We start from the raw sequence: 12,764 nt of genomic DNA on the forward strand, positions 1-12,764 counted from the left end.
CGTCTCCTTTGAATGGTGTTCAGTGCTGGATGCCGCGACCGGCGACGGCCATCAGCGTGGCGCCCATGGTGGCGACCAGTTTCTCGCGTCCGCCGTCCAGTGCATAGGCCCGGCCCTCGGTCACGGTGATCGTGCGGCCGGGCTTGATGACCAGCCCTTCCATGCGGAAGCGCTGGCCTTGCGCCGGCGCCAGCAGGTTGATCTTGAATTCGATGGTGAGCACCGCGGCATCCGGCTGCATGAGCGAGAAGCCCGCATAACCACAGGCGGAGTCGAGCGCGGTGGCCACCATGCCGGCATGCAGGAAGCCGTGCTGCTGGGTCAGGGCCTGCTGCCAGGGCAGCTCGATGACGACCCGGCCGGGCTCCACTTCCGCCAGCGTGGCGCCGATGGTGGCCATGGCGGCCTGCCGGCCGAAGCTGGCGCGCACGCGCTGCTCATAGGCGGCGTCGGCGGGCTCGAAGCGCGGTGCGTCCATGGCAAACCCCTTGCGGCAAACAATTGACGTTTACGTAAACGTCAATTATGCCTTGGACTTGTCCAGGCGCGCCAGCAGGGCGCGCGCTTCCTTTTCGTGGGTACGGACTTCCTCCAGGTTGGCCTGCAGTTCGGCCATCTGCTCTTCCAGCTGCTGCCGGTGCGCGGCCAGCACGGTGAGGAACTTGCGCAGCTGCGGCCCGGTGTCGCGCGGGCTGTCGTACATCTCGATGATGTCCTTGGCCTCCGTGAGCGACAGCCCCAGGCGCTTGGCCCGCAGGGTGAGCTTCAGCCGGGTGCGGTCGCGGGGACTGTAGACGCGGTTGCGGCCGCCGGGGCCGGAGCGCTCCGGGGTCAGCAGCCCCATGTCCTCGTAGAAGCGGATCGCCCGCGTCGTCAGGTCGAATTCGCGCGCGAGGTCGCTGATCGTGTAGCTGTGGGCGGGGGAGGTAACCATCGCCGCCGATTACAACTGACGTTTACGTCAACGTCAATCACCAGGCCGGGATCGCTTCTTCCTTGAGCGCGCCGCGCAGCTCGGGGTAGTTGGGCACCACGGTCTTCACCGTTTCCCAGAAGCGCGGGCTGTGGTCCATCACGCGCAGGTGGCTCAGCTCGTGGGCCACCACGTAGTCGATCACGGGCAGGCGGAAGTGCACCAGCCGCCAGTTCAGGCGGATGGAGCCGTCGCTGTGCGCCGTGCCCCAGAGCGTCCCGGCGCTGCTCAGGGTGAGCTTGCGCCATTGCACGCCCAGCTGCGGCGCGTAGTGGTGCAGGCGCTCGGTGAAGAGCTTCTTGGCCTGGCGCATCAGCCAGGCCTGCACGGCGTCGCGGATCTGGGCGGGCTGCGCGTTCTGCGCGAGGCCGATGTGCAGCGTCATGCGCGCCACGCCGGGCAGCGTCTCGGTGTCGGTGTGCAGCACGCCGCCGGTTTCGCGGAAGTCGTGGCGCGGGTCCAGCACCACGATCACGGTCTCGCCCAGGTAGGGAAAAGTGGCGCCGTCCTTCCACTCGATGCGGGCGGCCTCGAGGCGCTCGTTGCGTTCGCGCGCCGCCTCGAGCTTGTTGACGATCCACTTGGACTTGGAGCGAACGGCCTGGTCGACCTCGCCCAGCGGCACCCAGCGCGGCGCGCTGACCACCAGGCCCTCGGGGCCGACGGAGAAGCCGATGTTCTTGCGCTTGCCGCGGCGGAATTCGTAAGCCACCAGCACGTCGCCCAGCAGGGCTTCGCGGTTGGCATCGGGATGGCGGAAGGCCTGCGGGGAGCAGACCTTGTCCAGCGGCTCCGCCGGAGCGGCGGGCACCAGGGACAGCACGGGCGCCGGAGCAGGCGCGGGAGGCAGTGGTTTCGGCTCGTCGAACAGGTCGAGGAGGAACTGAAACGGAGACTGCATGGGCCGCGATTTTAGTCCCGGCCGTACGCCTCCGGATCGAGGCGGCGCATTTCCCCTTCGATCCATGCCTCCACTTCGCGCATCAATTCATCGGCGCTGCGGCCTTCGCTGGGAATCGGCTTGCCGATGGAGACGTCGACGATGCCGGGCCGCTTGATGAAGGCCTTGCGCGGCCAGACCTTGGCGGAGGTCACGGCGATCGGGATCACCGGCGCGCCGGTGGCGATCGCCAGGCGCGTGCCGCCGGACTTGTAGGTGCCGGCTTGCCCGCGCGGGATGCGCGTGCCCTCGGGGAACATGATGACCCAGATGCCTTGCGCCAGCAGCCGCTTGCCCTGCTCCACCACCTTGTTGAAAGCCTGGGCGCGCTGGCTGCGATCGATGTGGATCATGTCCATGCGACCCATCGCCCAGCCGAAGAAGGGGATGTAGATCAGTTCGCGCTTGAAGACGTAGGCCAGCGGATGCGGCATCAGCGAGGGCATCAGGAAGGTTTCCAGCGTCGACTGGTGCTTCACCAGCAGGATGCCGGGGCTGGTCTTGCCTTGCGGCAGGTTTTCCATGCCGCTCACGCGGTACTGGACGCCGCACAGGATGCGCAGGCCCTCGGTCTGCCAGCGCAGCCAGCGCGCCGCCTTCCACCACATCTGCTCGCCGTTCGACCAGATCGACGACACCACCATCCAGATCCCCCACGGGATGACGGTCACGAGCATCCAGAGCGCGTGCAGCAGGGAGCGGAGTAAAGCCATAGGGCGCGAAGTATCTCAGGTGGGCCGCGGCGCCGGGGCGCGCGCGATCAGCCAGTCGGCGAAGGCGGCCAGGTCCTGGTGCACCACCGTGTCGGCGGGATAGGTGCCGGGCGGCAGCGGCTTGCCGCGCAAGGCCTCGGCCTTGCCGGTCAGCACCAGGTGCGGCTGGCAGCCCACGGCCGCACCGGCCTGGAGGTCGCGCGGCGTGTCGCCGACGGCCGGCACCGTCTTCAGGTCGACGCCGAAGCGCTCGCCGATCTGCTCGAACAGGCCGGGCAGCGGCTTGCGGCAGGCGCAGCCTTCGTCCGGGCTGTGCGGGCAATAGAACACGGCATCGATGCGGCCGCCGAGCGTGCCCAGCGACTTGTGCATCTTGGCGTGGATGGCGTTGAGCGAGGCGACGTCGAAGAGGCCGCGGCCGAGGCCCGACTGGTTGGAGGCCACCGCCACGTGCCAGCCGGCGTGGTTCAGGCGCGCGATGGCTTCCAGCGCGCCGGGCAGCGGCATCCACTCGTCCGGCGTCTTGATGAATTCGTCGCTGTCGACGTTGATGGTGCCGTCGCGGTCGAGGATGACGAGCTTCATCGTGTGCACCTTTACTGCGCCAGGCGAGACAAATCGGCCACGCGGTTCATCGCCTGGTGCAGCGTGGCGAGCAGGCCCAGCCGGTTCAGGCGCAAGTCGGCTTCCTCGGCGTTGACCATCACGTCGTCGAAGAAGGCATCGACCGGCCCCCGCAGCGCGGCCAGCGCCTGGAGCGAGCCGGTGTAGTCGCCGGCGTCGAAGCGGGTACCTGCTTGCGGCGCGATCTTCTGCGTCGCCTCGTACAGCGCCTTCTCCGCTTCTTCCTTCAGCAACTGCGGATTGACGTGCGCATCGGCCTGTTCGGCCTTCTTCAGGATGTTGGAGATGCGCTTGTTGGCCGCAGCCAGGGCCGGCGCTTCCGGCAGCGCCGCGAAGGCGCGCACCGCGGCCAGGCGCTTGGCGACGTCGCCCAGGCGCTGCGGCTTGAGCGCCAGCACGGCGTCGACTTCCTGCGCGCTGTAGCCCTGCTCGCGCAAGGAGCCGGCCAGGCGGTCGTAGATGAAGTCGGTGAGCTGCTCCGCGGTGCCGGGCTGGGCTTGCGGGAACAGGCCCAGCGCTTCCACGACCAGGTCGCCCAGGTTCAGCGGCAGGTCCCTCTCCATCAGCATGCGCACGATGCCCAGGGCATGGCGGCGCAGCGCGAACGGGTCCTTGTCGCCGGTGGGCAACTGACCGATGGCGAACAGGCCCGCCAGCGTCTCCAGCTTGTCGGCGAGGGCCACCACGACACCGACGTCATTGCGCGGCAGCGCGTCGCCGGCGAAGCGCGGGCGGTAGTGGTCCTCGATGGCGGAGGCGACGTCGTCGCCCAGCTGGTCGTGGCGCGCGTAGTAGCCGCCCATGATGCCTTGCAGCTCGGGGAACTCGCCCACCATGTCGGTGAGCAGGTCTGCCTTGGCCAGGCGGGCGGCCGTGTCGGCCTGATGCGCCAGGTGGTCGCTGCCCAGTTGCGCACCGATCACCTTGGCGATCGCGCGCACGCGCTCGATGCGCTCGCCCTGCGTGCCCAGCTTGTTGTGGTAGACCACCTTGGCCAGGCCGGCGACGCGCGACTCCAGCGTCTTCTTGCGGTCCTGGTCGAAGAAGAACTTGGCGTCGGCGAGACGCGGGCGCACCACGCGTTCGTTGCCGCCGGTGACCGCGCTCGCGTCCTGCGGCCGGATGTTGCTGACTAACAGGAACTTGTTGGTGAGCTTGCCCTGGGCGTCCAGCAACGGAAAGTACTTCTGGTTCGCCTTCATCGTGAGGATCAGGCATTCCTGCGGCACCGCGAGGAATTCCTTTTCGAACTCGCAGACGAGGACATTCGGGCGTTCGACCAGCGCGGTTACTTCGTCGAGCAGCGCTTCGTCTTCGATGGGCCTGGCGCCGCCGCCGACCTTTGCCGCCGCTGCCTCGAGCTGGCGCACGATTTCGGCGCGCCGGGCCTCGAAGCCGGCGATCACAGCGCCGTCCTTTTCCAGCGTCGCGGCATAGCTGTCCGCATCGTCCAGGCTGACCGTGGCCTTGGCGGCTTCGAAGCGATGGCCCTGCGTGCTGCGGCCGGACTGCAGTCCCAGCGCATGGACGGGAACGACCTCGCTGCCGTGCAGTGCCACCAGGCCATGCGCGGGGCGCACGAACTTCACGTCGCTCCAGCCGTCCTGCAGCTGGTAGGTCATGATCTTCGGGATCGGCAGCTTGGCGAGGCTTTCATGCAGCGCCTTCTGCAGGCCCTCCGCCAGCTTCGCGCCCTTGACCGTGCTGTCGTAGAAGAGCGCTTCGGCCTTGCCGTCCATCGCGCGCTTCAGGCCGGGAACCGCCGACGCGTCGGCGCCCAGCGCCTGCAGCTTCTTCAGCAGCGCGGGCGACGCATTGCCGCTCGCATCGAGGCCCACGCTCACCGGCATCAGCTTCTGCGACACCGCCTTGTCCGCGCCCTGCGCGGCGACGTTGGTGATGTGCGCGGCCAGCCGGCGCGGCGAAGCAAAGGCGGTGAGCTTCGAATCGGCAGTTGCGAGCCCTTGCGCCTTCAGTTGCTCGAGCAGCACGCCGGAGAAGGACTCGCCCAGCTTCTTCAGCGCCTTGGGCGGCAGTTCCTCGACAAAGAGTTCGACCAGGAGGTTCTTGTTCGCCATCGCTCAGGCCGCCTTCTTCTGCATGTCGGCCACCCATTCGCGCGGCGCCATGGGGAAGCCCAGCCGCTCGCGGCTTTCGTAGTAACTCTGGGCGACGCTGCGCGCCAGGTTGCGGATGCGGCCGATGTAGGCCGCGCGTTCGGTCACGCTGATCGCGCCGCGCGCGTCCAGCAGGTTGAAGCTGTGCGCCGCCTTCAGCACCTGTTCGTAGGCCGGCAGCGCCAGTTGCTGCTCCATCAGGTGCTTCGCCATCTTCTCGTGCGCGCCGAAGGCGGTGAACAGGAAGTCGGCGTCGCTGTGCTCGAAGTTGTAAGTCGACTGCTCCACCTCGTTCTGGTGGTAGACGTCGCCGTAGCTCAGGCCCTCGGTCCACTTCAGGTCGTAGACGTTGTCCACGCCCTGCAGGTACATCGCCAGGCGCTCGAGGCCGTAGGTGATCTCGCCGGTGATCGGCTTGCAGTCGATGCCGCCCACCTGCTGGAAGTAGGTGAACTGCGTGACTTCCATGCCATTGAGCCAGACTTCCCAGCCCAGGCCCCAGGCGCCCAGCGTCGGGTTCTCCCAGTCGTCCTCGACGAAGCGGATGTCGTTCTTCTTCAGGTCGAAGCCCAGGGCCGCCAGCGAACCGAGGTACAGCTCGAGGATGTTGGCCGGCGCGGGCTTGAGCACCACCTGGTACTGGTAGTAGTGCTGCAGGCGGTTCGGGTTCTGGCCGTAGCGGCCGTCCTTGGGCCGGCGGCTGGGCTGCACGTAGGCGGCCTTCCAGGGTTCGGGACCGATGGCGCGCAGGAAGGTGGCCGTGTGCGAAGTGCCGGCGCCGACTTCCATGTCGTAGGGCTGCAGCAGGGCGCAGCCCTGTGCGTCCCAGTACGACTGCAGCTTCAGGATGATTTGCTGGAATGTGAGCATGGGGCTGCGGGACCGGCCGCGGCCGCTCCCGGAATCAGGCGCGGGCCGGCGGCCCGCGGAACCGTCAATTGTAGGGGGCGGCCCCGCGGCGGCGCAGGGCCCAGGCGGCAACCGCCGCGGCCGCCGCCAGTGCCCACCAGGGCCAGAGTCCCAGGCGCGCGATCCACCAGGCATACGGGGTGATGATCCGGCCGCCTTGCACGTCGCCCAGCAGGACGCCACGGGTGTAGCGCGGCAAGGCTCGTGTCACTACGCCGCGCCGGTCGATGATCACCGTCGCGCCCGTGTTGGTCGCACGCAGCATGGGCCGCGCGAACTCCAGCGCGCGCATGCGGCTGATCTGCAGGTGCTGGTCGATGGCGATGGAATTGCCGAACCAGCCGATGTTGCTGACGTTGACGAAGACCGTGGGCGCGCGCGCAGGGTCGATGAAGCGGGCGCCCAGTTCCTCGCCGAACAGATCCTCGTAGCAGATGTTGGGGGCCCAGCGCTCGCCCTGCCACTCCAGGGAAGGCTGCCCCACGTCGCCGCGGTTGAAGTCGCCCAGCGGGATGTTCATCAGCCGCGTGAACCACTTGAAGAAGGGCGGGATGAATTCGCCGAAAGGCACCAGGTGGTGCTTGTCGTAGCGGTAGCTGGCGCCGTCCGGCTGGATGGCGATGACCGAGTTGGTGTAGCCCTGCTCGTAGCTGCCCAGCGGAATGCCGACGAGCGCCGCGCGGCCGCCCGGCTTGAAGCTGTTGCGCAGCGCGTCCAGGTAGCCTTCGGGCAGTTGCTGCGGCAGCAGCGGCAAGGCGGTTTCGGGCGCGACCACCAGCGCGGCGTTCGTCTTCGCCAGTTCCTCGCCGTACCAGCCGAGCGCCAGCGGGATGCCGCTGCCGCCCTCGAACTTCTCGTCCTGCGGGATGTTCCCCTGCAGCAGCGCCACCCGCACCGGGCGCGTGATCGGCTGCTCCATGGGCGCGAGGCGCTGTGCGGCGGTGCAGGCCGCCAGCAGCCCCGCGCCGGCCGCCACGACCAGCCAGTAGCGGCGCCTGCCGCGCATGACCGGATCGAGCAACAAGGCCAGCAGCCAGGCCAGCCCTGCGGCCACTGCGGTGATGCCATGCACGCCGATCCAGGGCGCCAGCAGCGCCAGCGGTCCATCGGTGTGGGCATAGCCGCCCTCGCCCCAGGGAAAGCCGGTGAACCAGGTGACCCGGGCGAGCTCCGCCGCCAGCCACAGCAGCGCGAACAGCAGGCCGGTGGGCAGCGTGTTGCGCGGCGCCAGCCAGCCCAGCCCGGCGCAGGCAGCGGCGTAATAGCAAGCGAGGAAGGCCGCCAGCGCCAGGACCGCCACCACGGCCAGGGGCGCCGGCAGGCCGCCGTAGACGTGCATGGAAATGAACAGCCACCAGAAGGTCGCGGCCAGCCAGGCCAGGGCATAGATCCAGCCCATGAGCGCGGCGCGCAGCGGCGTGACCTGCCTTTGCAGGAGTGCGCACAGCGCGGCGAGCGAGAGCAGTTGCAGCCACCACTGCGGCTGCCCGTCCCAGGGCGAGGCCATCGCGCAAGCCTGCAGCACGCCGGCCAGCGCGGCCAGCAGCACGGAAGCGAACAGCGCGATCCGCGGGCTCAAGCGTTGCGGCCGGCGGCGTCGACCGGCGTCACCTTGAACCAGCGCACCGCGCCGCCCTTGGTGTGCAGCACCACGAAGTTGAGCCCGCCCAGCACCGTCGACTCGCCGCGCTTGGGCACGTGGCCCATCTCGTGCGCGATCAGCCCGCCGATGGTGTCGAAGTCCTGGTCGGCCTCCTTGCCTTCGAGCCGGACGCTGAAGGCTTCGTTGACGCGCTCGATGGAGGTGTCGCCGCTGACGCGATAGGTCTGGTCGGCCAGGCCGAAGATGTCGCCCTCGTCCTCGGCGATGTCGAACTCGTCCTCGATCTCGCCGACGATCTGCTCCAGCACGTCCTCGATGGTGATCAGGCCCGCCACGCGGCCGAATTCGTCGATGACGATCGCCAGGTGGTTGCGATTGCCCCGGAAATCGCGCAGCAGGTCGTTCAGCCCCTTGCTTTCCGGCACGAAGGTGGCCGGCCGCAGCAACTGGCGCGGATTGAACGTCGGCGCGCGCTGCAGCTTCAGCAGGTCCTTGGCCAGCAGGATGCCGATGATGTTGTCCCGGTCGCCTTCATAGACGGGGAAGCGCGAGTGCGCGGTGTCGATCACGACGTTGAGGATTTCCTCGTACGGGGCGTCGACGTTCACGCAGTCCATGCGCGGGGCCGCGACCATCACGTCGCCGGCGGTGAGCCCGGCCATGCGGATCACGCCTTCCAGCATGACGCGCGACTCCGGGCCGATGATGTCGTTGTCCTCGGCGTCGGCCAGCGTTTCGATCAGCTCCTCGGTGGAGTCCGGACCTGGGTGGATGAATTCGGCAACCTTCTGCAGGAAGGTGCGTTTGTCCGTTTTGTCGGATGCGGTGGCGCGCGCAGGGTGTGGTTCTGACACAGCCGTGAGGCGGAGTGGAGGGACCAATAGGATAGCGGATTGGCCGCGCGCGGGGGCTGCCCGGCGGTGCGGCCGTTCAGCGGCCGGACTTGCCGCGCGTGCTGCTGGCGCCGGAACGGATCTCCTGGACGGTGGCCAGCAGGTCCAGGAAATTGCGCGCCTGCTTCTTCAGGCGATAGTCGGTCTGGGCGATCTGCTCTTCCAGGAACTCGCTCACGCGGCCTTCGAGCGTGGCGGGCGGCAGGCGCAGGTACGCTTCCGTTTCACTGCCCGCGCGCTCGAGCGTCGCCCCCGCATTGCGGGCGATCTTGATCATGGCGACGTTCTCGGAGAGCGCGTGGATGAACATCAGCTCCACGCCCTCGTTGCGCGCGTGCATGACGGCCCGATCGAACAGCCGGGCGCCGTAGCCGCGACCACGCGCCTTCTTCAGCACGGACACGCCGAATTCCGCGCCCGGCGTGGCACCCGGCTCCGGAATGAAGGCGAGGTGCGCCATGGCAATCAGTTCGAGCCGGCGGTTGAAGATGCCGAAAACCTCGTCGCGTTCGAAGTCGAGTTGTTCCACGTAGCGCTGGACGTGCTCGTCGGTGGCGGCGTAGCCGAAGCGCAGGTAGCGATCCTGGGCGTCCAGGGCCAGCAGGTGCTTGAGGATGCGTTCGCGCTGGCCGGCGCCCAGCGAGCGGATCGGCACGATCCCCGCGGGCTTGAAGAGGGCAGGCGTCTCGGACATGGCTCTAATCTAAGGGTTTCCCCGAGCCCTCCAAGGGTTTGGAGGCCGAGAACGGTAGTACTACCTAATCGGCAGGACGGGCAATTGTCGCAAGCTGTTTCAAAATAGCCGCCTTCGGCACCGCTGCCAGCCAACTGCAAGAAATGCCAAGAGCCGTCGCCAACCGACTCGCTCGCCATACCAAGGTGATCGCCGTGGCCGACGTGGTCGAGTCGGTGCGGCTGATGGAGCAGGACGAGCAGGAATTCATCCGCCGCTGGCACGGGTTCATCACCTTCTTCAAGAGCCACCTGCCGCAGGAAACCGGGCGCATGCACAAGAGCCTGGGCGACGGCCTGATGGTGGAATTCTCCGATCCGGAAGGCTGCCTGCGGGCCGCGCTGGCCATGCAGGCCTGGTTCGACGAAAGCAACCACGGCCTGCCGCTGGAGGAGCACGTGCACCTGCGCATAGGCGCGCACGTGGCGGACTTCGTCGCCGATGAACACGACATCTACGGCACCGACGTCAACCTCACCTCGCGCATCGCCACGCTGGCGGGTCCGGGCGAGATCGTCATCTCCGCCGCCCTGCGCGACCGCATCCGCGGCGAGCTCGAAGGCTTCCTGGAGGACCTGGGGCACTGCCACCTGAAGCACGTGCGGCAACCTGTGCGGGCGTTTCGGGTGGGACGTGCAGGTCGCGCGCCCGTGCTGCCGGCCGCCGACAGTGGACGCGTTCCGACACGCGTGGCGCTCGCGGTGCTGCCGTTCACCGAAGACGTCGGCACCCAGGGCCTCGGCGAGGCGGTGGCCGACGAGGTGGTGGCAGCGCTGGCGCAACTCGGCGAAGTGCAGGTCCTGTCGCGGCTGGGCGGGACGCAGCCCGTCGCGGAACGCGCGCATTACCTGCTGCGCGGGCACGCGCGGCACGCCGAGGGGCGGATCGGGCTGTTCGTGGAGCTGAGCGAAGCCACGAGCGGCCACGTCGCCTGGGCCCACAGCTACAAGGGCACCTCGTCCGAGCTCTTTTCCGAGAATGCGACGCTGATCCAGGCCGTGGTGACGGCGGTGGTCTCGGGCTTGGTGGCCAGCGAGTCGGAACGGGGGCGCGGCCGGCCGCTGCCCACGCTCGCCAACCACACCCTGCTGCTGGGCGCCATCGACCTGATGCACCGGCTCGCGCCCGGCGACCTGGAACGCGCCCGCGCGATGCTGGAGCACCTGCTGGAACGCAACCGCCACCACCCGGCCGTACTTGCCTGGCTGGCGCATTGGCATGTGCTGAACCTCTGGCAGGGAGGGCCGAGCGACCGGCGCACGCAGGTGGGCATGGCGCGCCAGTACGCCAATGCGGCGCTCAAGTCGGATCCGCGCTCATCTCTGGCGCTGTGCCTGGGCGGCCAGATGCATCTGCACCTGCAGCGCGATGCGCAGCTGGCGGCGGCGCGCTACATCCAGCTGCTGCGGCACAAGCCCGACGACCCCCTCGGCTTGCTGCTGCAAGGCGAGTTGCTGGCGCTGCGTGGCGAGGGCGCCGAAGCGCTGCTTCTGGCTGAACGTGCGCTCGTTCTCTGCAGGCTGGAACAGGTGCGGCCCTGGTACGAGCGCATCGCGGCGCAGGCGGCGCTGGTGGCAGGTGAGCCCGCACGCGCCCTGGAACTGGCCCACAGCGCCGCCGCCGCGCAGCCCGAGAGCGTGCCCACGCTGTGCGTGCTGGCGCTGGCCCAGCACGCAGTCGGTCGCCTCGATGACGCGCGGGCCACCGTGCAGCAGCTGTTGGCACTGCGGCCGGACTTCACGCTGCGCGTGTATGCCGAGGGCGGCGCCGGTGCAGCGATCCTGGGGCAGCAGGCGGTCGACGCCCTTGCGCTGGCGGGCGTCCCGGGGGCTGAAGCTACCAGCGTGCCGGCAGCTTCTTCTTCAACGTGATGCGCTTGACGCCGAGTTCCACGTAGCCGCCTTTTTCCAGGTCCTTCAGCAGCCGGCTCACCATTTCGCGCGACGCGCCGACGCGGCTGGCGATCTGCTGGTGCGTGATCTGCGTGAGCTGCACGGGCGTCTGTGCCGCGGCCGGACCATGCTCGCTTTCCAGCGTATGGATCACGCGGCCGTAGACATCGAGCAGCGCCATCTGCCGCGCCGTTTCGGTGGCCGAGCGCGCCCGGCGGATCACCTGCGTCACCAGCTTGATCGCGAAGGTCGGCTCCTCGTCGAGGTGCTGCAACACGGCTTGACGCGTGACCAGGCAACACAGCACCGGCCCGAGCGACATCACCGAAGCCGACCGCGGGCCGCCATCGAGCGACATCTCGCCGAAGTAGTCGCCCGCCACGATGGTGCCGTAGGTGATCTCGCGGCCGTTTTCGTCGGTGGCGTAGACCTTGACCTGGCCCTGGAGCAGCACGAAGAGCGAATCACCGGGTTCGCCTTCGTTCAGCAGGATGGTGTTCTTGCGATAACTTCGCAGGATGCCGCGCGCGGCCAGCCGGCCGATGGACGGTTCGAGCATCGCAATGAGCCGCTCCTGCTCCGCGGCAGTCCTGGACACGTTCATGGCGTCCCCCCTTGAAAAATCACTCTAGCACGGCAGTAAGCGCAGCCCAAGAGGGCCGGCGCTAGTGGACCGGATGGTGCAGCGGCGAGCCGAGCGGGGGCAGGACGGCGACCCGCCCCACCAGCATCCGCACGCCGCTCGACTGCGTCTTGGCGCAGAGACTGCGGATATGGCTGCGCACAGTGGACACCGCTACCTTCAGCTGCACCGCCACCTCGGGCGCCGAACAGCCCTGGCACAGGATAGCGAGCACCTGCTCCTCGCTGTGGGTCAGCCCGTGGCTGCGGGCGAAGAAGCACAGCATGAGGCTGTCGCATACCGAGGTGCGGGAAAGGAACAGGCCCAGGGTCGGCGCCCGGGCCGGCCCCTCCCCGCGCAACGGCACCACGGCGACGCTCAAGCCCCAGCCCGCGGGGCAGCGCAGGCTCACCAGGCTTCGTTTGCCGGCGCCGCCCTTGGCCAGGGCTTGCCGCAGGACGCGGGTCTGCTTCGGATCGTGGGCCTGGAGATAGCCTTCCTGCACGGCGAGCGGCTGGCCCCGCGACAGCACCTGGCGCGCGGCCTGGTTGGCCAGCAGCAGCCGGCCCTCGGAGCTGGCCAGGACGACGCCGTGTGCCAGTTCGTCCAAAAGCATTGCCAAGGCGCCACCCACGCGCTCGTGGGCTGCCCGCAAATGCCCCACGCCCAAGGGGCTGGTCGTAGCCAGATGGTTCATCTTTTCACTCCCTCGGCGCACAGCTTAGGAAGGCGGGAGCCCCCGGCG

13 protein-coding genes are annotated in these 12,764 nt (G+C 68.5%); 1 reads left to right on the top strand and 12 read right to left on the bottom strand.

The annotated features are described in order from the left end of the window. Window positions 1-19 precede the first annotated feature (19 nt). The 10 genes from LZ009_RS02230 to LZ009_RS02275 form a co-directional block, all read right to left on the bottom strand. A complete protein-coding gene (locus LZ009_RS02230; RefSeq protein ID WP_275696248.1) occupies window positions 20-478 on the bottom strand; it encodes a PaaI family thioesterase in 459 nt (152 codons plus the stop codon). 45 nt (window positions 479-523) lie between these two features. Then, a complete protein-coding gene (locus LZ009_RS02235) occupies window positions 524-934 on the bottom strand; it encodes a MerR family transcriptional regulator (RefSeq protein ID WP_275696249.1) in 411 nt (136 codons plus the stop codon). A 37-nt stretch (window positions 935-971) separates the two neighbouring features. Then, entirely contained in the window at window positions 972-1,874 is a 903-nt protein-coding gene (locus LZ009_RS02240) for a M48 family metallopeptidase (protein ID WP_275696250.1), read from the bottom strand. An 11-nt stretch (window positions 1,875-1,885) separates the two neighbouring features. Further along, window positions 1,886-2,626, bottom strand: a complete 741-nt coding sequence (locus LZ009_RS02245; protein WP_275696251.1) for a lysophospholipid acyltransferase family protein — start codon at window positions 2,624-2,626, stop codon at window positions 1,886-1,888. Window positions 2,627-2,641: 15 nt separating this feature from the next. Further along, window positions 2,642-3,211 (bottom strand): D-glycero-beta-D-manno-heptose 1,7-bisphosphate 7-phosphatase, encoded by a 570-nt coding sequence (gmhB, locus tag LZ009_RS02250; protein ID WP_275696252.1) that lies wholly within the window; start codon window positions 3,209-3,211, stop codon window positions 2,642-2,644. An 11-nt stretch (window positions 3,212-3,222) separates the two neighbouring features. Then, on the bottom strand, window positions 3,223-5,328 hold the full coding sequence (glyS, locus tag LZ009_RS02255; RefSeq protein ID WP_275696253.1) for a glycine--tRNA ligase subunit beta: 2,106 nt from the start codon (window positions 5,326-5,328) through the stop codon (window positions 3,223-3,225). A gap of 3 nt (window positions 5,329-5,331) precedes the next feature. Then, a complete protein-coding gene (gene glyQ / locus LZ009_RS02260; protein ID WP_275696254.1) occupies window positions 5,332-6,237 on the bottom strand; it encodes a glycine--tRNA ligase subunit alpha in 906 nt (301 codons plus the stop codon). A 64-nt stretch (window positions 6,238-6,301) separates the two neighbouring features. Next, window positions 6,302-7,855 (bottom strand): apolipoprotein N-acyltransferase, encoded by a 1,554-nt coding sequence (lnt, locus tag LZ009_RS02265; protein WP_275696255.1) that lies wholly within the window; start codon window positions 7,853-7,855, stop codon window positions 6,302-6,304. Then, complete coding sequence (locus LZ009_RS02270) at window positions 7,852-8,733, bottom strand: CorC family transporter (RefSeq protein ID WP_275696256.1); 882 nt, start codon at window positions 8,731-8,733, stop codon at window positions 7,852-7,854. Before LZ009_RS02270 ends, lnt begins: the two co-directional genes overlap by 4 nt. Window positions 8,734-8,809: 76 nt before the next feature. Further along, window positions 8,810-9,466, bottom strand: coding sequence for a GNAT family N-acetyltransferase (locus LZ009_RS02275; protein WP_275696257.1), 657 nt, complete (start codon window positions 9,464-9,466; stop codon window positions 8,810-8,812). 143 nt (window positions 9,467-9,609) lie between these two features. On the opposite strand from LZ009_RS02275, the gene LZ009_RS02280 reads away from it, so the two are divergent. Then, window positions 9,610-11,376, top strand: a complete 1,767-nt coding sequence (locus tag LZ009_RS02280) for a tetratricopeptide repeat protein (RefSeq protein WP_275696258.1) — start codon at window positions 9,610-9,612, stop codon at window positions 11,374-11,376. On the opposite strand, the gene LZ009_RS02285 is transcribed toward LZ009_RS02280, so the two are convergent. Together LZ009_RS02285 and LZ009_RS02290 are read right to left on the bottom strand one after the other, a co-directional pair. Continuing rightward, window positions 11,342-12,001, bottom strand: coding sequence for a Crp/Fnr family transcriptional regulator (locus LZ009_RS02285; RefSeq protein ID WP_275696259.1), 660 nt, complete (start codon window positions 11,999-12,001; stop codon window positions 11,342-11,344). The two genes, LZ009_RS02280 and LZ009_RS02285, sit on opposite strands and share 35 nt — an antisense overlap. Window positions 12,002-12,062: 61 nt before the next feature. Next, the gene (locus tag LZ009_RS02290; protein ID WP_275696260.1) at window positions 12,063-12,716 is read right to left on the bottom strand and encodes a helix-turn-helix transcriptional regulator; all 654 of its coding nucleotides are present in this window, start codon (window positions 12,714-12,716) and stop codon (window positions 12,063-12,065) included. Window positions 12,717-12,764: the final 48 nt, after the last annotated feature.

The organism is Ramlibacter paludis, from assembly GCF_022012305.1.
Taxonomy (GTDB): Bacteria; Pseudomonadota; Gammaproteobacteria; order Burkholderiales; family Burkholderiaceae_C; genus Ramlibacter; species Ramlibacter paludis.

Bases quoted from the DNA above. Each gene is read 5' to 3' on its own strand.
- LZ009_RS02280 (WP_275696258.1), top strand. From the start codon at position 9,610: ATGCCAAGAGCCGTCGCCAACCGACTCGCTCGCCATACCAAGGTGATC.
- LZ009_RS02285 (WP_275696259.1), bottom strand. From the start codon at position 12,001: ATGAACGTGTCCAGGACTGCCGCGGAGCAGGAGCGGCTCATTGCGATG.
- LZ009_RS02230 (WP_275696248.1), bottom strand. From the start codon at position 478: ATGGACGCACCGCGCTTCGAGCCCGCCGACGCCGCCTATGAGCAGCGC.
- glyQ (WP_275696254.1), bottom strand. From the start codon at position 6,237: ATGCTCACATTCCAGCAAATCATCCTGAAGCTGCAGTCGTACTGGGAC.
- gmhB (WP_275696252.1), bottom strand. From the start codon at position 3,211: ATGAAGCTCGTCATCCTCGACCGCGACGGCACCATCAACGTCGACAGC.
- glyS (WP_275696253.1), bottom strand. From the start codon at position 5,328: ATGGCGAACAAGAACCTCCTGGTCGAACTCTTTGTCGAGGAACTGCCG.
- LZ009_RS02245 (WP_275696251.1), bottom strand. From the start codon at position 2,626: ATGGCTTTACTCCGCTCCCTGCTGCACGCGCTCTGGATGCTCGTGACC.
- LZ009_RS02235 (WP_275696249.1), bottom strand. From the start codon at position 934: ATGGTTACCTCCCCCGCCCACAGCTACACGATCAGCGACCTCGCGCGC.
- LZ009_RS02290 (WP_275696260.1), bottom strand. From the start codon at position 12,716: ATGAACCATCTGGCTACGACCAGCCCCTTGGGCGTGGGGCATTTGCGG.
- LZ009_RS02275 (WP_275696257.1), bottom strand. From the start codon at position 9,466: ATGTCCGAGACGCCTGCCCTCTTCAAGCCCGCGGGGATCGTGCCGATC.
- LZ009_RS02240 (WP_275696250.1), bottom strand. From the start codon at position 1,874: ATGCAGTCTCCGTTTCAGTTCCTCCTCGACCTGTTCGACGAGCCGAAA.